Below are 19,921 nucleotides of genomic sequence, written 5' to 3'. Positions count from 1 at the left end.
GCCAGGCTTGACCCTCTAGAAGCCGCGGTGACGCTTGTGAGTTCCCGGCTCCCGCGCCGGCGAGAATTGAGGCATAATGGCGGCTTGGAACAAACGTCGGAGCCGTCCCATGTCTCCTCGTATCCCTCGCTTGCTTGTCATCGCCGGTCTGAGCCTGGCGGCCGCCGCCAGCGCCACCGCGCCCGCCGCCTCATTCCCGCAAGATGCTCGCGCCAACTTCATGAGCCGCTGCCGCGAGCGCGCCCTGGCGCAGAATCCTGGCGTAGACTGGGCCGACTCCTACTGCGCTGAAACCTGGCCGGCGGTGACGCGCTCCAATCCTCTGGTCGACGCCATCCTGGCCCCGTTCGTCGAGGGAACGCCCGCCGCGCTGGATCCCGCCGACGTGAAGGCGCGGACCACCGCCGTGCGCTGGCTGCCCGCCCGCCCTGGCGCCCAGGCGTTCGAGGGCGCGATCGGCCCGGTGAAGGCCGTGGCGCGTCGCGCACCGGGCGCCGTGCTGGAGTTGAGCTGGACCGCTGTCGGCGAACCCGTGCCCTATGAGGTCGTGGAGGCCTTGCGCACGCGCGGCGCTCGCGTCGCCCCGGTCGGTTGCCACGCCTTCGGCGCCGGCGAATCCAACACGGTCTACCGCGTCGAGGCGGCGGGACACGTCCCCTTCGCCATGACCGTCTATCGACGCGAGGCGCCGACAGGCGCCGCTTGGTCCACCCTGACGATCACGGCGGACGCGGAACGGCGCATCCCGACGCTCGACGGCCTCAGGGCCGCCGAGCCCGATTCAGATTGGTCTGCGGACTGCAGCTAGGGATCAGCCCGCGTATTTGGCTGCGTCTTCGTCCGAGATGTTCTCGTTAGAATAGACCTGCTGCACGTCGTCCTCGGCGTCCAGCGCGTCCAGAAGCTTGAACAGGACGCCCACGGAGTCGCCCGCCAGATCGATTTCCGATTGCGGCTTCCAGACGATGGAGGTCGATTTGGGATCGCCCAGAACCTTGGACATGGCCTCGGCGACCTCGTTCAGGTCCTCGAAGGCGGTCCAGATGGTGTGGCCCGGCGCGTCCTCATAGATGTCCGGCTTGACCAGATCGCTCTCGACGTCCTGGGCGCCGGCCTCGATGGCGGCCTCCATGACGGCGTCCTCGGTGCCCGCTTCAGCGGGGTAATGGATCTTGCCGACCCGGTCCCACATGAAGGTGACCGAGCCGCTCTCGCCCAACGCCCCGCCGTTCTTGGCGAAGGCCGAGCGCACGCCCGAAGCGGCGCGGTTGCGGTTGTCGGTCAGGACTTCGACGATGACCTGGACGCCGCCGGGGCCGCGGCCCTCGTAGCGGATCTCCTCCATCGCATCGACTTCGCCGCCCGAGGCCTTCTTGATGGCGCGCTCGATGTTGTCCTTCGGCATCGATTCGGCCTTGGCGTTGTTCACCGCCAGGCGCAGCCGGGGGTTCATCGCCGGGTCGGGCATCCCCGACTTGGCCGCCACGGTGATTTCCCGTGACAGGCGCGAAAAGAGCTTGGAGCGCACGGCATCGGCGCGCCCCTTGCGGTGCATGATGTTCTTGAATTTCGAATGGCCGGCCATGGTCTCACCCGACAGGAATTTGTAAGTTGGGGCAGGTCCTTTAATGGACAGGCTCCCTTCTGTCACCTGAGGGGAACCGCCGAACCGCGCCGGGGATTAAGCGCGGGCATGATTGGGAGACGCCGATGGCCGCCGCTGACGACACCTATCTGGACGACGCCTATGACGAAGGCATCGACCACGCCCATGCCGGCGAGATCGTACAATGGTACGCAAAGCGCCCGGTGACGGTCTCCACCGCCGCCGCCACCAGTTCCCTGGTCGGCGCCTTCGCCCTTGGGGTTCTGACCACCATCGGCGCCCTGGCCGTCATGCGTCTGTACGACCGGGACTAAGGCTCAGATTTCTCCCTCCCCGTCTCGGGGAGGGTGGCTGAGGCCGGGTGGGGGCGGTTTGGTGATTAGGGCGCGCGACGGAATAGCCAAGCCCTCCCCACCCGGTCTCCGCTTCGCTGCGACCACCCTCCCCGGGACGGGGAGGGAGAAAGGCGGCGCTTGTTTTATTTCCCCATCAAGGCTTCCACCTCAGCGCGGTCGCCCAGCGATGGCTGCGCGCCCGGTCGGGTCGCCGCCAGCGCCCCGGCCGCACAGGCGAAATGCAGCGCGTCGTTCGGCGTCATGCCTTCCAGCAGCGCGACCGTGATCGCTCCGACAAAGGCGTCGCCCGCCCCTACCGCATCGACAGCCTTGATGCGCGGCGGCGTGGCCCAGGCCATCTCGACCCCGCGTCGATACATGACCGCCCCGCGCGCGCCCTTGGTCACCACCACCATGCCGCCGCCGACGTGCAGGGCGTCGCCGTAGAAGGCCGCCTCCGTCTCATTGACCACCAGCAGGTCGGCCCGGCGCAGCAGCGCCTCCGACACCGGCGCGGCCGGCGCCAGGTTGACGCAGACGAAGTCCGTCGCCCGCCCGACCGCCGCCTCGACCGTCTCGATCGGCAGCTCCAGCTGGGCGATCAGCGGGCATTCGATGCGCGCGGGCAGTTGTTCGGGCGTGGCGAAATGGTTGGCGCCGGCGGCCACGGTGATCTGGTTCTCGCCGGTCGGATCGACGGTGATCAACGCCACCCCGGTGGGGGCCGCAATGTCCGTCTCCACCCCCGACAGGTCGACGCCGTGGGCCAGCATCAGGGCGACCGCCGCGCCTGACATCTCGTCGTCGCCGACCCGGCCGATCAGGCTGACCTCGGCGCCCAGCCTGCGCGCGGCCAGCGCCTGATTGGCGCCCTTGCCGCCGGGATGGCGGGACAGGCTGGCTCCCGTCACCGTCTCGCCCGGCGCGGGCAGAGACGGCGCGGCCGCCACGAAGTCCAGATTGATCGAGCCGACGACGGTGATCCTCATGCGCCTTCTCCCAAACGCTGCTTGATCAGGGCGAAGATTCCGGCCGCATCGGCCTTGGTCGCCCAGAAGTGGTTGGCGTTCGCCGCCTCGACGCGGAACTCGACCGCCGTGTGGCCGCGGGTCAGCTCGCTTTCGGTCTCCACCGCGATTCGGCAGGGGGCCAGTTCGAACAGCTCCGGCTTCAACAGCCAGGCCACGGTGCAGGGGTCATGCAGCGGCCCGGCGTCCCAGCCGACGATCCGACGCTCCACCCGCTGGGAGAAGCGCAGCATGGCCGCCGCCGTCCTCGCCGAGGCCGTGGACAGGGCCTCAATGGCCGCGATCCGTTCCTCCGTCGCGCGCACCTGGTGGGTGGCGTCCAGCCCCATGACGATCATGCGGCAGCCGGAGGCGAAGACCTCGGCCGCCGCGTCCGGGTCGGCCCAGATGTTGAACTCGGCCGAGGCGGTGATGTTGCCGCCCTCTGCGCGCGCGCCGCCCATGGCCACCACGGGTCCCAGATGCGCCGCCAGCGCGGGCTCGGCGCGCAGGGCCAGAGCCAGATTGGTCATCGGCCCCATGACCGCCACGGCCACGGAGCCCGCCGGACGCGCCATCACCTGCTGCACGATGGCGCCCGCCGCCGTTCCCTCGGCGACCGGGGCCACGGGTTCGAACGGCGTCAGGTCGCCGAGCCCCTCAGCTCCATGAAACTCGTCCGCCCCGGCCGGGGCGCGGCGCAGGGGCCGTTCGGCGCCGGCATAGACCGGCACGTCCTCGCGCACGGCGATCTGGCGCAGGATCCGGGCGTTGCGGGCGGTCTTGGCGGCGCTGACGTTGCCGCCGACCGTAGTCACGGCCAGCAGGTCGAGGTCAGGCGAGGCGAAGGCGGTCAGCAACCCGGTGGCGTCGTCCACGCCCGGGTCGCAATCAATGATCAGGCTCTGTTTCACCGGCCTGATGTGCCGCCTGCCGCGGCGCGATCAATCGCGCTTCGCCTGATCAGTCTTCGCCGACCATCGAGGTCCACGGATCGACGCGTCCAGCCTCGACCTCGGCGACCTTAACGGCGGGCCAGCCGATGCTGCTGCTGGCCGACACGCGCCAAGCGGCCGACACGAAGTCGCGCAGTTCCGACGCGCCCGCCGCCAGCCGCTCGGTGACGAAGACCGCGCCGCGCGGGTCCGTGTCCTTGAACGCGCCCGCCTTCTCCATGCGATAGAAGGGGATGACCGTCGCCAGGGTGGCGTTCAGGTGCGAGGCCGTGCGGGCCCGCACGTCGAAGCCTTCGATGCTCATCGGGATCATGGCCGCCTCGACCGCATCCTGACGCAGGGTTCGGCTGGTGAAGGCGCCTTCAAAGTCGCCGTGGGTGCGTCGCGAGGTGGTGAAACGCTCCGGATTGGTCTCGCCGGCCCAGCCGTTGAAGTGGATGGTCGTGTGGTGCGGCTGGGCCGCGTCGCCGACGAAGTGGCTCAACACCCCGATGTCGCGCAGGATCAACTGCTCGCGGCGCTGACGGTCGGCGCGGTACCAGGCCTGTTTGGCCAGGTCCGGCTCGCGCGCCTCGGCGGCGCTCAGCACGCGCCAATAGGCGAAGTCGCGCTCCAGGTTCTGCCAGGCGTCCATGATGGCGTAGGGCAGATAGCCGGCCTTATCCACGTCCAGACCAGCGCGGATCAGGGCGGCGTCGTATTCCGATTTCAGGCGCGGCAGATCGGCCATGGTCATGCCGCGCGCGTCCATCACCCGGCCCTGATCGTCCATGTCGACGAAATGGGCGGTGTCGCGCTCGCGGTCGTGGGGCTGGCCGGCGCCCTTCCAGCGATCCGGCTCGCGCGAATATTCGCCGACGTCGGCGGCGGCCCCGGCCGTGCGCAGGAAGGCGGGCAGATCGCCCGGCAGGTGGCGCATCGCCGCCACGCCGATCACCCGGTGTCCCGAACTGCCCCACGCCTCGACCTGAACGGCGGGCGCCGCGACCAGCATGAGGGCCGCGGCGGAAATCATCAGTCGTTTGACTTGTCGGTTCATAGGGCGACGCCATCGGAAATTTCAGAAGGGGAAACGACGGCTTATCCCATTCCGGCGCCCGCCTCTACCCGCCCCGGACGACAGCCGAAGCGCCCATCACGCCGCCGTTATCTTGTCGTTATCGCCAGCTTTTCTTGCCAATAAAGTGTTAGCGAGAACGATCAAGTCGTTAACGACGCAGACGCTCGTCAAAGTATAGAACTTAAATCGGGTCAATACTGATATGATATAGTCATGATAGTCTGAGACCGACCGGCGATAGACTGGCCCCATTTGCGCCTTATCCACTATCGATACAGCGACTGATCTCATTCGCCGCAATTGCGCCGTAATTGGCCGTCAAAAACCGCCGTGCCGGAGCGTGTCGGGACCGGTGCTGCGTGAAGTTTGAACGATGTTGAGCACGGCCGCCGCGCTTGCCATGTTGTGGACCATGGCCTTCTCCGGGTCCGGAGAGCCTGTCCCGTACGAAACCGCCGTCGTCCGCGACGCCGCAATCGTAGAAGCCGCCGCGACGGCCCTGGTTCCATCGAATCCGTCGAAACGGCGGATTTGTCGGCCGAACAGCTTGAGCTGATGGCCGGCGATCCCGACTGGCGCGCCTCGGCCCGCCTCTATCACGCCGGCGGCGGCGGAGCGACGGGCAACGATTCCCTGGGCTGCCGACCGATTCCGATGCGCACGGTCGCGGTCGACCCGCGGGTCATCCCGCGCCGCACCAAGCTGTTCATCCGCGAGACCGTGGGTCTGCGCATGAGCGACGGCACGGTGCACGACGGCTACTGGTATGCGTCCGACACCGGCGGCGCGATCAAGGGCGCCAAGGTCGACCTCTACACCGGCCACGGCCGCGGCTCGATGCAGCAGGCCCGCACCCTGAACATGAAGACCCTGACCATCGCCGACGCGGGCGATTTCGACGGCTGCCCCCGGCGTGGGAAACGGCCTCGAACTAAGGCCTTTGAGCCTGACGACAAAAGGGCGGCCGGATCGAACCGGCCGCCCTTTTTTCTCCTCCCTACGCAGTGGGGAGGTGGCGCGACGCCGGAGGCGACGTGACGGAGGGGCTGCTTGGTTCCGCGCCCTAAAACCTGACCGCCCGCACAGGACTCGCCGTTCCTGCCCCTCCACCGTTTCGCGGTTCCCCTCCCCATTTCATGGGGAGGAAAGGCGCCTTCAGAACTTCCGCTTGCCTCTGACCGTCTCGAGGAACAGACGGAAATCGCCCATCAGGCTCCACAGCGGGTATTTGAACGTCGCCGGCCGGTTCTTCTCGAAGAAGAAATGCCCGACCCAGGCGAAGCCGTAGCCGACCAGCGGCATGGCCAGCAGCCACCAGGCGTTGCGCGTCGCCACAAACGCCACGAAGGCCGCGATCACCAGCCCGGTGCCGACCACGTGGATGCGGCGGCACGTCCGGTTGGAATGCTCATGAATATAGTAGGGGTAGAAGGCCTCGAACGAGGCGTACCGCCTTTGGGGTTGCTCGATGCTCATGACCCCAGCCTGCCCCCGGATCGCGCCGGGGGCAAGTCGCGCGCCCCCGACCACACCGCTCATCCCCGCGGAGGCGGGGACCCAGTAAGAGCTTCACGCTCATCGTTCAGAGTGGCTATCCGCGCGCTCTCGGCCAAAGCACTGGGTCCCCGCCTCCGCGGGGATGAGCGGGTGTTTACGCCCGCTTGGCCTTCGGCCCCTTGGCGAAAGGCTTGGCGCCCGCCTTGAAGTCCGGCTTGCCCTTGAAGCCCGGCTTGGGCGTGAACGGCTTCTTGTCGTTCTTGTCCTTGAAGCTCGGCTTCTTGCTGAAACCGCCTTCGCCCGGCGCCGCATCCGCGCGGGGCGCATAGGGCTTCTTCTTGAAGGGGCGTTCGCCGTCCGCGCTGCGCGCCGCGTCGCCGTCCGGGCTCCACGGCTTCTTCTTGAACGGCGGGCGGCTCTGGCCGTCCTCGTCCCGGCGGAAGGGCTTCTTGGCGTAGGGGCGAGCCTCCCCGTCCCGTTCAGCATTGCGATTGCGCGCGCCCTTCATCGACCCAGGCGTCGGCGCCTCGGACGGGGTGATGCGGGCCTCTTCCTTGCTCATCTCAGCCAAGCGGGCGAAGGCGTCGGCGTGGCTCAGGGCGATCTCGAAACGCGTTTCCTCCGGGAAGGTGCGGATCGAGCCGATCTGCTGCTTGGTCACGCCGCCGATGCGGCAGATCAGCGGGATCAGCCATTTCGGGTCGGCGTTGCGGTTGCGGCCGATGTCCAGGCGGAACCAGCGGACCTCGTCCGGTTGCAGGCGGTCGCCCGGCCAAGGGGCAGGGGCGTAGTCGTCGCCGCCCGCCGCATCGCGTTCGCGGCGCGGCTTGCGCTGCGGGCCTTCGCCCGGATCGCTCAGGTCTTCCGGCGCCGGCAGGTTCTTGCGCAGCAGGACCAGCAGGGCGCGGGCCAGATCGTCCGGCGTACGCTCCTTGACCAGCGTCTCGATCAGGCCCGCATCCTCGTCCGAGCCTTCCTCGGCGAAGACGGGCGCGGCCAGCAGGCGCTGTTCGTCCTGGGCGCGGATCTCCTCGGCGGTCGGCGCGCCGGACCAGACGGCCTCGACCCCGGCCGAACCCAGCAGCATCTCGGCCTTGCGGCGACGGCTGTGCGGGACCAGCAGGACGGAGATCCCCTTCTTGCCCGCGCGCCCGGTGCGGCCCGAGCGGTGCAGCATGGTCGCCTTGTTGATCGGCAGTTCGGCGTGGATCACCAGACCCAGGTCGGGCAGATCCAGACCGCGCGCGGCTACGTCGGTGGCGACGCAGACGCGGGCGCGGCGATCGCGCAGGGCCTGCAGCGCCTCATTGCGCTCGCGCTGGCCCATTTCGCCCGACAGCGACACCGACGCGAAGCCGCGCTCCTGCAGCGAGGCCTGAAGGTGACGCACCGAATCCCGCGTCGAGCAGAAGACCAGCACGCCCGGCGCCTCGAAATAGCGCAGGACGTTGACCACGGCGCGCTCGATCTCGTTCGGCGCGATGCGCATGGCGCGGTATTCGATGTCGTTGTGCGGCTGGCTGCGGTCGACGGTGTCGATGCGCACCGCGTCCTTCTGATAGCGCTTGGCCAGGATTGCGATGTCGCGGGCGATAGTGGCCGAGAACAGCAAGGTGCGGCGCTCTTCCGGCGCCTGTTCCAGGATGTATTCCAGGTCCTCGCGGAAGCCCATGTCCAGCATTTCGTCGGCTTCATCCAGCACGACGACGCGGGCGGCCGACAGGTCCAGCGCCCCACGATCGATGTGGTCTTTGAGGCGGCCGGGCGTGCCGACGACGACGTGAGCGCCGTGGTTCAGGGCGCGGGCCTCCTTGCGGGCGTCCATGCCGCCGACGCAGGTGACGATCTTGGCGCCCGCCTCGGCATAGAGCCACTCCAGCTCGGCCGCGACCTGCAGCGCCAGTTCGCGCGTGGGGGCGATGGCCAGCATCAGCGGCGTATCCGCCTGACCGAAGCGTTCGTCTTCGCCCAGCAGGGTCGGCGCTGCGGCCAGGCCGAAGGCCACCGTCTTGCCCGATCCGGTCTGGGCCGAGACCAGCAGGTCGCCTTCGCCGTGGCCTTCCAGCACGGCCGCCTGGACCGGCGTGGGCTCAAGATAGCCCTTGTTCAGCAAGGCGCGGTCAAGCGCGGGATGGATCGCGGGAAAGGGCATGAAGGGCCTGGAAATTCAGATGAGGCGACCGTTAAACGGCCGCGCCCGGCGAGGCGTCGCAGCCTGCCGGGCGTCGGGAAAGGCGCTCCCTATACACGAATAACGGCCGCGGTGGGGCCGATTTTCACAAATCGACCCGCGTTCACCACCGGAGCGGGAAACAGGGCGTCCCCTACCCCGCCTTGGCCGGCAGGTGGAAGAAGTCGACGAACCGCTCAAACGCCGCCCGATCGCCCTCGACCGCCATGGTCCCCTCGCGCTCCAGAGCCTGCAGCGGGGCCTTGCCGTAAACGGCAGCCGCGACGGCCCGGGCCGGGGCGCGCACCACCACATCGCAACCCTCGACGTCGCCGCGCATGGCGTCGATGACGCCGCCCGCGACCGTCACGACCATCGGGTCCTCGCCCAGCACAAAGCCCAGCCGCATCGTTGCGCCTTGGGCGCGGGCCGGGTCGAACATGGTCTTGAACGACAGCATGACGGAGACGGCGCTGATCGGCAGGGTGGGATCGTGCAGGGGCGAACGCGCGGCCCAACGACCCAGCACCATGAAGACCGGCTCGATCTCATAGCCCCAGTCGGTCAGTTCATAGACCTGGACCGAGGCGGGCGGCGGGAGCTTGCGGCGCTGGATCACGCCCGAAGCCTCCAGCCCCTCCAGCCGCTGCGTCAACACATTGGCCGATAGGCCGCACAGGTCTTTTCGCAGGTCGCTGAAACGACGCGGCCCCATCACGAGTTCTCTGATGACCAGCAAGGCCCAGCGCTCGCCGACCAGATCGAGCCCGTGCGCCGCCCCGCAGGCGTCATGATAGCGGCGGACTCGGGACAAGGGCTCAGTAGTTACTTTTTCTAACCGCATAGTTGACTAACATAACATCGAGGCGCAGAAATCGCCACACTACAGGGCAGGCCGTCCGGGGAGGGAGGGCCGCGCAGAGGAGGAACCCGCCGATGCCCAAGCTGATCTTCGTCAACCTGCCGGTCGCCGACCTATCGCGCTCCGTCGCCTTCTACGAGGCGGTCGGCGCAAAGATGAACCCGATGTTCTCGGACCAGACGGCGGCCTGCATGGCCTTTTCCGAGACCATCCACGTCATGCTGCTGACCCATGAAAAGTGGGCGACCTTCACCGACCGCGCCATCCCCGACGCGCACAAGACGGCCCAGGTGCTGCTTTGCCTGTCCGAGGACAGCCGCGCGGCCGTCGACGTCGTGGTCGAACGCGCGGCCCAGGCCGGCGGCCAGGCCGACCCCAGCGCCAAACAGGACTACGGCTTCATGTACAGCCGCAGCTACGCCGACCCCGACGGCCACATCTGGGAGGTCATGTGGATGGACCCGGAAGCCGCCGCGCAAGGCCCGGAAGGCTTCGCCTCCCAGATCGGCGGAGGCTGAGCCATGAGCGAGCTTTACGAACTCAGCGTCAGCCGTTTCATCCAGACCCCGCCCGAGAGGGTGTGGCGGGCCTGGACCCGGCACGCGACCGAATGGTTCACCCCGCGCCCGTGGAGCACGGTGTCGGTCGACCATGACCTGCGCCCTGGCGGCCGCGCCGACGTCGTCATGCAGTCGCCCGAGGGCGAGCGGCATGAGTATCGCGGCGTGGTGCTGGAGGTGGAGCCGGGTCGCCGCCTGGTGACCACCGGCGCCTTCACCGAGGGCTGGATCCCGCAGCCGGGCGACATGAACTTCGTCCGCATCGACACCTTCGAGCCCGAAGGGGACGGCACGCGCTACACGGCCTGCGCCCGCCACTGGACCGAAAAAGCCATGCAGACCCACCGCGACATGGGCTTCGAGACCGGCTGGGCGCCGCCGCCGACCAATTGGCCCAAGTCGCCGAAAATCTCTCGCCGCAGGAGGGCGTGTCATGAGCGACAAGATCATTCCCTGTATCTGGTACGACCTGGGCCAGGCGAAAAAGGCGGCCGAGTTCTACGTCTCGCTCGGCCTGCCCGACAGCCGCATCGACCGCGTCGTCGCCAGCCCGGCTGACAATCCGTCCAATCCCGAAGGCGCCGAACTGGTGGTGGAGTTCACCCTGGCCGGCAGGCGCTACATGGGGCTGAACGGCGGCCCGATCTTCCCCCAGACCGAGGCCGTGTCCTTCATGATCATGACCGACGATCAGGCCGAGACCGACCGCCTGTGGGACGCCATCGTCGGCAACGGCGGGGCCGAAAGCGCCTGCGGCTGGTGCAAGGACCGCTGGGGCGTGAACTGGCAGATCACGCCGCGCCGCCTGATGGCCTTCTACGACGACCCCGATCCCGCCCGCGCCAAGGCCGCCTTCGAGGCCATGATGACCATGCACAAGATCGACATCAGCGCCCTGGAAGCTGCAGCTGATGCAGCTTCCAAGGCTTCTTAGTCGGCCGCGGTCAGAAGGCTCCGCCTTCTCGACTCGACGCGGCCTGAAATACCTGTGACCTGCCACCAATCCTGCGCCTGCCCCTCCGCCCCGCCCCGCCCCGCCCCTCAAGCAGCAAGCCGCCGCGCGGCGAGCGATAGGGGCCAACCTCCGAAGGAGAACTAGAATGACCTACATCACCGGCTTCCTGACCCCCGTGAAGGTCGAGAACAAGGACCGCTACATCGAGTCCGCCCGCGTCGCCTGGCCGCTGTTCAAGGGCTACGGCGCCCTGGCCCATGTCGAGAACTGGGGCGTCGACGTGCCCGACGGCAAGGTCACCAGCTTCCCCATGTCGGTGAAGCTGGAAGATGGCGAGGTGGTCGTCTTCTCCTGGTTGATCTGGCCCGACAAAAAGACCGCCGACGACGCTTGGGCCAAGATGCAGGACGACCCCGCCATGGCCGACATGGACATGCCCTTCGACGGCAAGCGCATGATGTGGGGCGGGTTCGAGACGGTTTTCGACGAGAAGCAGTAAAGCGGTGCTCTCCTCCCCACATCGTGGGGAGGGGGACCACGACCCGAAGGGCGGCGCGGAGCAGCCAAGTGGTGGAGGGGCTTTGCGACAGCGGAAGCCAGCAGCCCCCCGTCTCGACAGCTACGCCGCCGATCCACCTCCCCATGTCATGGGGAGGAGAAAAAGGGCTCCTTCGGAGCCCGCCCTTTGATCGCTTAGGAGTCCAGGAAGCTCCGCAGCTTCCGCGACCGCGAGGGGTGCTTCAGCTTGCGCAGGGCCTTGGCCTCGATCTGCCGGATGCGTTCGCGCGTGACCGAGAACTGCTGGCCTACCTCTTCCAGGGTGTGGTCGGTGTTCATGCCGATGCCGAAGCGCATGCGCAGGACGCGCTCTTCACGCGGGGTCAGCGAGGCCAGCACGCGGGTCGTCGTCTCACGCAGGTTCGACTGGATGGCGGCGTCGATCGGCAGGATGGCGTTCTTGTCCTCGATGAAGTCGCCCAAGTGGCTGTCTTCCTCGTCGCCGATGGGCGTCTCGAGGCTGATCGGCTCCTTGGCGATCTTCAGCACCTTGCGGACCTTCTCCAGCGGCATGGCCAGACGTTCGGCCAGCTCTTCCGGGGTCGCCTCGCGGCCGATCTCGTGCAGCATCTGGCGCTGGGTGCGGACGATCTTGTTGATCGTTTCGATCATGTGCACCGGGATGCGGATGGTGCGCGCCTGATCGGCGATCGAGCGGGTGATCGCCTGACGAATCCACCAGGTGGCGTAGGTCGAGAACTTGTAGCCGCGGCGGTACTCGAACTTGTCGACCGCCTTCATCAGGCCGATGTTGCCCTCCTGGATCAGGTCCAGGAACTGCAGGCCGCGGTTGGTGTATTTCTTGGCGATGGAGATCACCAGGCGCAGGTTGGCCTCGACCATCTCCTTCTTGGCCTGACGGGCTTCGCGCTCGCCCTTTTGAACCATCTGGACGATGCGGCGATAGTCGTCGATCGGCACCCCGGCCTCGGACGCCACAGCGGCGATCCGGCTGCGGATGTCGGCGATCTGGCTGGTCTCGTTTTCGCTGAACTTGGTCCAGCGGACGCCCATCTCCTTGATGCGCTCGGCCCAGTTGGGGTCGGTCTCCGAGCCGAAATAGGCCTTGAGGAATTCGGACGCGAGATGCCGTAGCCGTCAGCCAGACGCAGCAGGCGACCTTCCAGACCGATCAGACGCTTGTTGATGGCGTAGAGCTGCTCGACCAGCGCCTCGATGCGGGCGTTGTTCAGCTTCATCGTCTTCAGGCGGTCCGAGATCGCCGTCGACAAGGACTCATAGGTCTTCTGGTCCTTGGCGGTCAGGACATCGCCCTTCAGGCGCGCCTCGACCAGCTTGTCCTGCAACTTGCGGAACTCGCCGAAGTCCAGAGCGATGGCGTCCAGCACCTCCATGACGCCGTCGCGCAGCTCGGCTTCCAGCGCCGAGATCGACATGGCGCCGCCGTCGTCGAAATCGTCCTCGTCATCCTCTTCGCCGTCGCCGTCCGGCTCGCCGGTCGGCTGGGCCGGGGCGGGCTGGTTATGCGGCAGGGACGAGGGGTTCAGGATGCCGTAGGTGGCGTCCAGGTCGATGACTTCGCGCAGCAGAATGCGGTTGTTGGCCAGCTCCTCGCGCCACACCATGATGGCTTCGAAGGTCAGGGCGCTTTCGCACAGCCCCGAGATCATCGCGTCGCGGCCGGCCTCGATGCGTTTGGCGATGGCGATTTCGCCCTCGCGGCTCAGCAGCTCGACCGTGCCCATTTCGCGCAGATACATCCGCACCGGGTCATCAGTGCGGTCATAGGCGGACTTGGCGGGCGCCTCGGCGACCGAGGTCTCGGCGGCGGCGGCCACGTCGGTGCCGGTCGCCTCGGCGGCGTCCTCTTCGGCTTCGACGACGTTGACGCCCATCTCCGACAGCATGGCCAGAATGTCTTCGATCTGGTCCGGCGTGACTTCCTCGGACGGCAGGACCTTGTTCAGCTCCTCCATCGTGACATAGCCGCGCGTCTTGGCCTGGCGGATGAATTTCTTCACCCCGGCGTCGGTGAGATCGAGCAGGGGCCCGTCGGCGTTGGTTTCGGCGTCCTGCGTCTCGGTCTGCGCGCTCATTCAGTCTGTCTCCACGGCCGACGGGGGTGATCAGGCCCCTGCGGCGAAAATACAACGCCCGACAACTTCGTTCACTACGAAGAAGCCGAGTCTTCCCAAATCGTTCCGGTCTTGATGGCCCGTCGCAACGCATCGCGCTCGGCCTTCACCAGAGCGAAAGCCGAGGTGTCGAAAGCCTTGTGGGCCTCCGACTTTGCCGAAGCGAGCGCCTCGTCCAACGCCGCTGCGCGGGTCAGAGCGTCGAACGCCTGCGACCACCGGGTCCTCGCCTCGCCGAGGGGCTTGTCTGTAGCCAGGAATGGCGCGCCGGACTTCGCCGCCGCCTTCTCGACCTCGCGCAACATGGCGTCATGACCCGATTGGGCCAGATGGCGGCGCAGGGCGGCGGAGTCAAGGGTCCGGCCTGAGAAACGCAGGCGCACCATCTCCTGCGCCAGCCCGTCCAACGCCGGATCGCCGAAGCCGTAGCGGGCCACCGCCTCCATGTGGTCGTCCAGCCGCTCCGGGTCGTCCAGCGCCCCGTGCGCCAGAGCCGCCGCGATCGGCTCTATGGAGCGGAACAGGGCCTGCATGGCCTGGGCGCCCTCGGCGGTCTGCCCCTGCAGCGGCGGCGGGCCGCGCCAGCGCCCGCCCGGTCCCGGTCGACCGCCCTGCGGCTGCGGCCGCGGCTGGCGCGGAAACAGGGCGTCGAAACGGTCGAACAGGTCGCGGCGATATTGCTCCGCCAGATCCTTGTCCTGCACCGCATTGGCCGCCTGTCGCAGCCGCCCCTTCAGCCCCGCCTTGCGCTCGGGCGTGTCCAGCGGTTCAGCCTCGACCTCGCGGCGGAACAGCACCTCGGCGAAGGACCGCGTGGACGCCATGGCCTGGCGCAGGGCCGGCGCCCCTTGTCCCTCAGGATATCATCCGGATCCTGCCCGCCCTCCAGCAGGGCGAAGCGGAAGGACTTGCCAGACTTCAGCAGCGGCAGGGCCCGCTCGATCGAGCGATAGGCGGCGCGCAGGCCCGCTGCGTCGCCGTCGAAGCTCAGCACCGGCTCGGACGATACGCGCCACAGCACCGCCATCTGCTCTTCGGTCAGGGCCGTGCCCATCGGCGACACAGCCGGCAGCCCCGCCCGGTGACAGGCGATGACGTCCATATAGCCCTCGACGACGATGATCCCCTGCTCTCCCCGGCTCTCGGCCCCCATGATCCGCCGCGCCTCGGGCAGGCCGTAGAGGGTCGCGCCCTTGTGAAACAGCGACGTCTCCGGCCCGTTCAGATATTTGGCCCGGTCGTCGGGATTCATCGCCCGGCCGCCGAAGCTGACGATGCGCCCGCGCGCATCCAGAATGGGGAAGATCAGCCGGTCGCGGAAACGGTCGTAGGGTTGCCCCCGCCTTCGGGCGCGATCAGCAGCCCCGCCTCGACCAGATCGCCCGGCCGCGCCCCGCGCTGGACCAATGCCTGCTTCAGCCCCTCCCGGTCGTTGGGCGCATAGCCCAGGCCGAAGCGCTCCCACTGATCCTCGGGCAGGCCGCGCTTTTCCAGATAGTCGCGCGCCGCCTTGCCGACGTTGCGGCGCAGATTGGCGGCGAACCACTTCTGGGCCAGATCCATCCAGTCGGCGAGGCCCTGACGCTTCTGTTCGCGCTCGGCGGCATGGGGGTCTTCGGCAGGCAACTGCATCCCCGCCTCGCCCGCCAGACGGCTGACCGCCTCGACGAAGCTGAGCCGCTCCGTCTCCTGCAGGAAGGTGATGACGTCGCCGTGCTTGCCCGAGCTGAAGTCGTGGAAGAAGCCCTTGTCGTCATTGACGAAGAAGCTCGGCGACTTCTCCTTCGAGAAGGGGCTCAGGCCGACGAACTCGCGTCCCTGACGCTTGAGCTTCACCGTCCGCCCGATGATGTCGGACGGCCGAAGGCGGGCCTTCAGCTCTTCAATGAACCGCTCGTCAAATCGCACCTTGGACCTATGCCGTCCGATGGCGGGCGAAAGCCAGCCCCCGCCGCTGCGCCGACCGGACGGCCCCCGAGCAAAACCTCGCCTGGGGATAAGTGCGGGGACAACCGCTGACTTCCTTCGGGCGAGCGTCTGGGCTTTAACTCATTCAAGCCTCGCCGGAGCCTTTGCGACCATGCGCCGTCTTCGTCTTCTGATCCTGATGCTCTTGCCGGCGGTTCTGCTGACGCTCGGCGCCTGCCAGACGATCCCGCGCCCGGCCTTCGACGCCGCCGATCTGGCCGCCGCCAGCCCGCCGTGGCGCTACGACTTCCTGACGGCAGACGCGCGCGACCGCTTCGTGCGCGAGACGGTCAGGGCCCAGAACGCAGCGACGGACGGGACGTTCGACATCCTGGCCCTATCAGGCGGCGGAGCCAACGGCGCCTATGGCGCTGGCGTCATGGTCGGCTGGAGCCAGGCCGGCGACAGGCCCCAGTTCGAGGTGGTGACCGGGGTCTCCACCGGCGCCCTGATCGCCCCCTTCGTCTTCGCCGGCCCTAGGTTCGACGCGGCGCTGGAGCACGCCTACACCAGCGGACAGACGGACGATCTGCTGAAATCGCGCGGCCTGTTGGCCCTGACGTTGCCGGGCGTGTTCAAGCCCGAGCCCCTGACCAACCTGGTGCTGAACAACATCTCGCCCGAGCTGTTGACCGCCATCGCCGAGGAGCATCGCAAGGGCCGTCGCCTCTACGTCTCGACCACCAGCCTGGACACCCAGACCCAGGTCGTCTGGGACATGGGCGCCATCGCCCAGCAAAACGACGAGGCCTCGCGTCTGCTGTTCGTCAATGTGCTGATCGCCTCGGCCAGCATCCCCGGCGCCTTTCCGCCCGTGCTGTTGAATGTCGAGCATCAGGGGCGCCGCATTCAGGAGTTGCACGTGGACGGCGGCACGGTGTCCAGCTTCCTGGTGGTGCCCCAGGCCCTGCTGCTGGACGCGCCGAACGTCCGCCCGCTGAACGACGCCCGCATCTGGATCGTGGTCAACGGCAAGTGGGACCCGCGCTTCGAGGTCTCGCGCATCTCGGCCATCAGCATCGCCGCCCGCAGCTTCGACACCATGATGAAGGCCCTGCAACGCTCGGATCTGACGGCCATCACCCAGTTCGCCCGCCGCTATGACCTGACGCTGGCGGTCGCCGCCATCCCTGACCACGCCGAGGCCAACACCCTGGATTTCACACAGGCTCATATGACCGCGCTGTTCCAGACGGGCGAGGCGGAAGCCCTGGCCGGCCGCGCCTTCGACCGGCGCGTCGACCCGTCCGAACCGTACCCCACAGGCCGTCGATCCGGCGAGCAGGCGCCGGCCACGGTGGTCCTTGCTCCGCCGAAACATTAGGACTTCATTAACCATATTGACCGCAATGCGGCCACAACCATCTGATTACGAACAATATTTCTCGTATAACAGCGGAACTATTCACAGCATCTGTGGATTCTTCTAACGTCTCCGAGAAACGGAGACGCTTGCCGACGGCCCCGTCGCAGACCGCGACAACCGCCGTTTTCAGATGGGTATTCTCATGTTCATCGCCATCGCCCGCCCGGCGGTGGAGCCCCAAGGCCCCGACGCCGTCGCCGTCCCCGGCTCTCCCGCTGTTCCCCTGCTCAACCCGCGCGCGCTACACGCCCGCCTGCTGGCCAACGCCGCCCTGCGCCGTCAGCGCGGCTGGCTCCGGCGTCAGGAGAACCGCAGCGAGGACGCCGACTACTGGCTCCATGCGGCCTGCGTCGCCGTCAGCAAGGCCGCCGCCCTGCGTCGCGCCGAACCGGCCTTCCTGCCCTAGGACGCCTCAGCGCAGTTCCGGCAGGCGTCGCGCGACGGAATCTCTGAGCTTGCGCCCCCGCTCGGACAGGCTCTTGCCCCGACGTCGCTCGCGCGCCTCGAAACCCTGCCCCCAGCGCTCGTGCATGGCGGCCATCAGCGCCGGGTGGCGATCATACTGGTGCACGATCGGACTGACCCCGCCGTCCGGGTTCACGATCCGTCCCGTCCCGTCCAGCGACAGCGCGTCGCCGGGCGTCAGGCCGACGGTGGCGATGCGGCCGTAGTTGGGCCGCGTCTCTCCCTCGATCAGGCCCAGGTGTAGAGCGATGTTACACGCCGCCTGATCCGCTCCGAAGGCGCCGCCGATCTCTGACCGGGGGATGGCCGCCAGCATCAACAAGGTGCGGCAAAAACGGATCATGCACGCGCGCGGCCCCGCGACGGTGCCGACACAGACGCACGGCTTGTCCGCCAAAGCGCGCGCCACGGCCTCGCCGCCGACGCCGCGCAGATATTTCATGTTGAAGGCATGCCCCTTCAGCCCGCCGTCATACTCGACGAAGAACTCGAGCTTCTGGGGCGGCGGATCGAACGGCGGCGCCTGAAAGACCACGTCGCGCACATCCGTGAGCAACACCTGGCGCGCCCAGGGCCGCTCGCTCATCAGGACGTCGAAGGCGGCGAAGCGCTGCATTACCGGATGCGGACGCCAGACGCCGTTGCAGGCCGAAGGCGGCGGCGCAGACTCCACGCCATGCTGCGCCAGAAAGTCCAGAAGCGCCGGCTCCTGATCCGTCACAAGCACGACGGGCCCGGCGTAGACCGCCCGCAGGGAACGCACAAAGACCGCCACATCGGCCGCTTCATAGCCGGTGGCGTAGCCCAGGATCAGATCATGCTCAGCCGCCGCAAAGGTCGGAGAGGCCCCCTCTCGCCCGCGATCGCGGCGGTTACCCAGCCCAGATAGGCCGACTTCGCCGCCGGTGAAGCCATTTACGCCCTCATGGAATCCACGAAACGCTTGAACAGATAGAGGCTGTCGGTCGGACCCGACGAGGCCTCCGGGTGATGCTGCACGCTGAACACCGGACGGTCCTTCATCGCGATGCCGCAGTTTGTGCCATCGAAAAGCGACACATGTGTTTCAACCACCGCCTCGGGCAGGCTGGCGCCGTCGACCGAGAACTCGTGGTTCATCGACACGATCTCGACCTTGCCCGTGGTCAGGTCCTTGACCGGGTGGTTGGCGCCGTGATGGCCCTGTTCCATCTTCAGCGTCTTGGCGCCGAGCGCGATGGCCAGCATCTGGTGGCCCAGGCAGATGCCCATCAAGGGCTTGCCGCTATCCAGCAGCTTCTTGATCTCGGGCACTGCGTATTCGCCGGTCGCGGCCGGATCGCCCGGACCGTTCGACAGGACCACGCCGTCAGGATTGCGGGCCAGGATGTCCTCGGCCGTGGTCGAGGCGGGGACCACGGTGATCTTCACCCCGGTCGAGGCCAGGGCGCGCAGGATGTTGCGCTTGACGCCATAGTCGACGACGACCACCGACTTGTCGCCGGCCTCAGGCTTGGCGTAGCCGGTCGGCCATTCCCAGGCGCCCTCGGTCCATTCGAAGGCCTGGGTTGTCGAGGCGTCCTTGGCCAGGTCCAGGCCGACCAGGCCCTTCCAGTCGCGAGCCTCGGCCGTCAGGGCCTCCAGGTCGAACCGGCCTTCCGGGTCGTGGGCGATGACGGCGTGCGGGGCGCCCTTCTCGCGGATCAGCTGGGTCAGGGCGCGGGTGTCCACGCCGGCCAGACCAATGACGCCGCGCGACGCCATCCAGCCATCCAGGCTTCCAGTGGCGCGCCAGTTGGCCGGCTCAGTCGGCACGTCGCGCAGGATGACGCCGCGCGCGGCGCGCTCAGGCGCCTCGCCGATCTGCTCGACGTCTTCCAGGTTCACGCCGACGTTGCCGATGTGCGGAAAGGTGAAGGCCAGGATCTGGCTCATGTACGAAGGATCGGTCAGGATTTCCTGATAGCCCGACATGGCGGTGTTGAAGACGACTTCACCCACGGCCGATCCGGTCGCCCCGACGCCGATTCCCGACAGCACCGTTCCATCTGCGAGCACGAGGACGCCGGTGGCGCCGGACAGGATTTGAGTCGTCATGGCGCAGGGCTCCTAGCAGTGAATACGGGCGGACAAACGGCGGGGTCGCTAAAGAGATGAAGGGGCCGTGTCAACACGGCCTGAGATTATGCCGTCTGGAAGCGCCCCTGGCGCTTGCGAACCCACAACCAGGCCAGGCTAGTCACGGCGAAGAAGCCGACGCTGGGCCAGATGTACCCGCCCGCCGCCGCCGCAACCGCAAAGGCCGAGAACACCGCTCCGCCGACGGCCAGCAGACGCCAGCCCGGCTTGGTCGTCAGCTTCCACAGCGTCACCGAACACAGGGCGTAAAGGCACAGCGTCAGCACCGAGGTCACGCCGATCAGCACGCCGAACTGCTGGCCCAGCGTCGGCTGGGCGCTGGCGATCACCATGGCGCTCATG

The 19,921-nt window shown here is 67.7% G+C and carries 19 protein-coding genes and 2 pseudogenes; 9 read left to right on the top strand and 12 right to left on the bottom strand.

Going from position 1 to position 19,921, the window contains the following annotated elements; all coding sequences use genetic code 11:
• The first annotated feature begins 109 nt into the window (after positions 1–109).
• Entirely contained in the window at positions 110–808 is a 699-nt protein-coding gene (locus tag V8F63_RS07475) for a hypothetical protein (RefSeq protein WP_392354926.1), read from the top strand.
• Between the two features lie 3 nt (positions 809–811).
• On the opposite strand, the gene V8F63_RS07470 is transcribed toward V8F63_RS07475, so the two are convergent.
• Positions 812–1,585, bottom strand: a complete 774-nt coding sequence (locus V8F63_RS07470) for a YebC/PmpR family DNA-binding transcriptional regulator (RefSeq protein WP_025978558.1) — start codon at positions 1,583–1,585, stop codon at positions 812–814.
• A 125-nt stretch (positions 1,586–1,710) separates the two neighbouring features.
• Here V8F63_RS07470 and V8F63_RS07465 point away from each other — a divergent pair, with 125 nt between their 5' ends.
• The gene (locus tag V8F63_RS07465; RefSeq protein ID WP_025978559.1) at positions 1,711–1,920 is read left to right on the top strand and encodes a hypothetical protein; all 210 of its coding nucleotides are present in this window, start codon (positions 1,711–1,713) and stop codon (positions 1,918–1,920) included.
• 164 nt (positions 1,921–2,084) lie between these two features.
• On the opposite strand, the gene V8F63_RS07460 is transcribed toward V8F63_RS07465, so the two are convergent.
• From V8F63_RS07460 to V8F63_RS07450, 3 genes are all read right to left on the bottom strand, one after another.
• Positions 2,085–2,930, bottom strand: coding sequence for a ribokinase (locus V8F63_RS07460; protein WP_134582350.1), 846 nt, complete (start codon positions 2,928–2,930; stop codon positions 2,085–2,087).
• Entirely contained in the window at positions 2,927–3,826 is a 900-nt protein-coding gene (locus tag V8F63_RS07455) for a nucleoside hydrolase (RefSeq protein ID WP_392354925.1), read from the bottom strand. Before V8F63_RS07455 ends, V8F63_RS07460 begins: the two co-directional genes overlap by 4 nt.
• An 85-nt stretch (positions 3,827–3,911) precedes the next feature.
• A complete protein-coding gene (locus tag V8F63_RS07450) occupies positions 3,912–4,943 on the bottom strand; it encodes a S1/P1 Nuclease (RefSeq protein WP_253119872.1) in 1,032 nt (343 codons plus the stop codon).
• Between the two features lie 552 nt (positions 4,944–5,495).
• On the opposite strand from V8F63_RS07450, the gene V8F63_RS07445 reads away from it, so the two are divergent.
• The gene (locus V8F63_RS07445; RefSeq protein WP_392354924.1) at positions 5,496–6,002 is read left to right on the top strand and encodes a 3D domain-containing protein; all 507 of its coding nucleotides are present in this window, start codon (positions 5,496–5,498) and stop codon (positions 6,000–6,002) included.
• A gap of 117 nt (positions 6,003–6,119) precedes the next feature.
• On the opposite strand, the gene V8F63_RS07440 is transcribed toward V8F63_RS07445, so the two are convergent.
• The 3 genes from V8F63_RS07440 to V8F63_RS07430 form a co-directional block, all read right to left on the bottom strand.
• Positions 6,120–6,440: an Mpo1-like protein gene (locus tag V8F63_RS07440; RefSeq protein WP_392354923.1), complete on the bottom strand. Its 321-nt coding sequence runs from the start codon at positions 6,438–6,440 to the stop codon at positions 6,120–6,122.
• 175 nt (positions 6,441–6,615) lie between these two features.
• Positions 6,616–8,613: a DEAD/DEAH box helicase gene (locus V8F63_RS07435; protein ID WP_392354922.1), complete on the bottom strand. Its 1,998-nt coding sequence runs from the start codon at positions 8,611–8,613 to the stop codon at positions 6,616–6,618.
• A 172-nt stretch (positions 8,614–8,785) separates the two neighbouring features.
• Positions 8,786–9,445, bottom strand: coding sequence for a helix-turn-helix domain-containing protein (locus tag V8F63_RS07430; protein WP_392354921.1), 660 nt, complete (start codon positions 9,443–9,445; stop codon positions 8,786–8,788).
• A gap of 122 nt (positions 9,446–9,567) precedes the next feature.
• On the opposite strand from V8F63_RS07430, the gene V8F63_RS07425 reads away from it, so the two are divergent.
• The 4 genes from V8F63_RS07425 (at position 9,568) to V8F63_RS07410 (ending at position 11,507) form a co-directional block, all read left to right on the top strand.
• Entirely contained in the window at positions 9,568–10,011 is a 444-nt protein-coding gene (locus V8F63_RS07425; protein ID WP_392354920.1) for a VOC family protein, read from the top strand.
• Between the two features lie 3 nt (positions 10,012–10,014).
• On the top strand, positions 10,015–10,611 hold the full coding sequence (locus tag V8F63_RS07420; protein ID WP_392354919.1) for an SRPBCC domain-containing protein: 597 nt from the start codon (positions 10,015–10,017) through the stop codon (positions 10,609–10,611).
• On the top strand, positions 10,499–10,987 hold the full coding sequence (locus V8F63_RS07415; protein ID WP_392355056.1) for a VOC family protein: 489 nt from the start codon (positions 10,499–10,501) through the stop codon (positions 10,985–10,987). Before V8F63_RS07420 ends, V8F63_RS07415 begins: the two co-directional genes overlap by 113 nt.
• Positions 10,988–11,153: 166 nt before the next feature.
• Positions 11,154–11,507: a DUF1428 domain-containing protein gene (locus V8F63_RS07410; RefSeq protein ID WP_134582340.1), complete on the top strand. Its 354-nt coding sequence runs from the start codon at positions 11,154–11,156 to the stop codon at positions 11,505–11,507.
• A gap of 194 nt (positions 11,508–11,701) precedes the next feature.
• On the opposite strand, the pseudogene rpoD reads toward V8F63_RS07410, so the two are convergent.
• Positions 11,702–13,623: pseudogene (gene rpoD / locus V8F63_RS07405) on the bottom strand (RNA polymerase sigma factor RpoD).
• A 74-nt stretch (positions 13,624–13,697) separates the two neighbouring features.
• Positions 13,698–15,570, bottom strand: a pseudogene (gene dnaG, locus V8F63_RS07400) (DNA primase).
• A gap of 172 nt (positions 15,571–15,742) precedes the next feature.
• On the opposite strand from dnaG, the gene V8F63_RS07395 reads away from it, so the two are divergent.
• Both V8F63_RS07395 and V8F63_RS07390 read left to right on the top strand, forming a co-directional pair.
• Entirely contained in the window at positions 15,743–16,954 is a 1,212-nt protein-coding gene (locus V8F63_RS07395; RefSeq protein ID WP_392354918.1) for a patatin-like phospholipase family protein, read from the top strand.
• A 172-nt stretch (positions 16,955–17,126) separates the two neighbouring features.
• A complete protein-coding gene (locus V8F63_RS07390) occupies positions 17,127–17,402 on the top strand; it encodes a hypothetical protein (protein WP_392354917.1) in 276 nt (91 codons plus the stop codon).
• Positions 17,403–17,408: 6 nt separating this feature from the next.
• On the opposite strand, the gene V8F63_RS07385 is transcribed toward V8F63_RS07390, so the two are convergent.
• From V8F63_RS07385 to V8F63_RS07375, 3 genes are all read right to left on the bottom strand, one after another.
• Positions 17,409–18,236 carry a hypothetical protein gene (locus V8F63_RS07385; protein WP_392354916.1) on the bottom strand — a complete coding sequence of 276 codons (828 nt, stop codon included), beginning with the start codon at positions 18,234–18,236 and terminating at the stop codon, positions 17,409–17,411.
• Positions 18,237–18,376: 140 nt separating this feature from the next.
• Positions 18,377–19,537 (bottom strand): glutamine-hydrolyzing carbamoyl-phosphate synthase small subunit, encoded by a 1,161-nt coding sequence (gene carA / locus V8F63_RS07380; RefSeq protein WP_392354915.1) that lies wholly within the window; start codon positions 19,535–19,537, stop codon positions 18,377–18,379.
• A gap of 86 nt (positions 19,538–19,623) precedes the next feature.
• Positions 19,624–19,920 carry a hypothetical protein gene (locus tag V8F63_RS07375; protein ID WP_392354914.1) on the bottom strand — a complete coding sequence of 99 codons (297 nt, stop codon included), beginning with the start codon at positions 19,918–19,920 and terminating at the stop codon, positions 19,624–19,626.
• Position 19,921 lies beyond the last annotated feature (1 nt).

The sequence above is a fragment of the Brevundimonas sp. LF-1 genome (genome assembly GCF_037055305.1).
GTDB classification, from domain to species: Bacteria; Pseudomonadota; Alphaproteobacteria; order Caulobacterales; family Caulobacteraceae; genus Brevundimonas; species Brevundimonas sanguinis.
The sequence above is the reverse complement of the archived record's forward strand: the minus strand, read 5'-3'. Positions and strand labels throughout refer to the sequence as shown.

What these genes read in the sequence shown, in the direction of transcription:
- V8F63_RS07475 (WP_392354926.1), top strand. Translation starts at nt 110, where the DNA reads ATGTCTCCTCGTATCCCTCGCTTGCTTGTCATCGCCGGTCTGAGCCTG.
- V8F63_RS07470 (WP_025978558.1), bottom strand. Translation starts at nt 1,585, where the DNA reads ATGGCCGGCCATTCGAAATTCAAGAACATCATGCACCGCAAGGGGCGC.
- V8F63_RS07465 (WP_025978559.1), top strand. Translation starts at nt 1,711, where the DNA reads ATGGCCGCCGCTGACGACACCTATCTGGACGACGCCTATGACGAAGGC.
- V8F63_RS07460 (WP_134582350.1), bottom strand. Translation starts at nt 2,930, where the DNA reads ATGAGGATCACCGTCGTCGGCTCGATCAATCTGGACTTCGTGGCGGCC.
- V8F63_RS07450 (WP_253119872.1), bottom strand. Translation starts at nt 4,943, where the DNA reads ATGAACCGACAAGTCAAACGACTGATGATTTCCGCCGCGGCCCTCATG.
- V8F63_RS07440 (WP_392354923.1), bottom strand. Translation starts at nt 6,440, where the DNA reads ATGAGCATCGAGCAACCCCAAAGGCGGTACGCCTCGTTCGAGGCCTTC.
- V8F63_RS07435 (WP_392354922.1), bottom strand. Translation starts at nt 8,613, where the DNA reads ATGCCCTTTCCCGCGATCCATCCCGCGCTTGACCGCGCCTTGCTGAAC.
- V8F63_RS07425 (WP_392354920.1), top strand. Translation starts at nt 9,568, where the DNA reads ATGCCCAAGCTGATCTTCGTCAACCTGCCGGTCGCCGACCTATCGCGC.
- V8F63_RS07420 (WP_392354919.1), top strand. Translation starts at nt 10,015, where the DNA reads ATGAGCGAGCTTTACGAACTCAGCGTCAGCCGTTTCATCCAGACCCCG.
- V8F63_RS07410 (WP_134582340.1), top strand. Translation starts at nt 11,154, where the DNA reads ATGACCTACATCACCGGCTTCCTGACCCCCGTGAAGGTCGAGAACAAG.
- V8F63_RS07395 (WP_392354918.1), top strand. Translation starts at nt 15,743, where the DNA reads ATGCGCCGTCTTCGTCTTCTGATCCTGATGCTCTTGCCGGCGGTTCTG.
- V8F63_RS07390 (WP_392354917.1), top strand. Translation starts at nt 17,127, where the DNA reads ATGGGTATTCTCATGTTCATCGCCATCGCCCGCCCGGCGGTGGAGCCC.
- carA (WP_392354915.1), bottom strand. Translation starts at nt 19,537, where the DNA reads ATGACGACTCAAATCCTGTCCGGCGCCACCGGCGTCCTCGTGCTCGCA.
- V8F63_RS07375 (WP_392354914.1), bottom strand. Translation starts at nt 19,920, where the DNA reads ATGAGCGCCATGGTGATCGCCAGCGCCCAGCCGACGCTGGGCCAGCAG.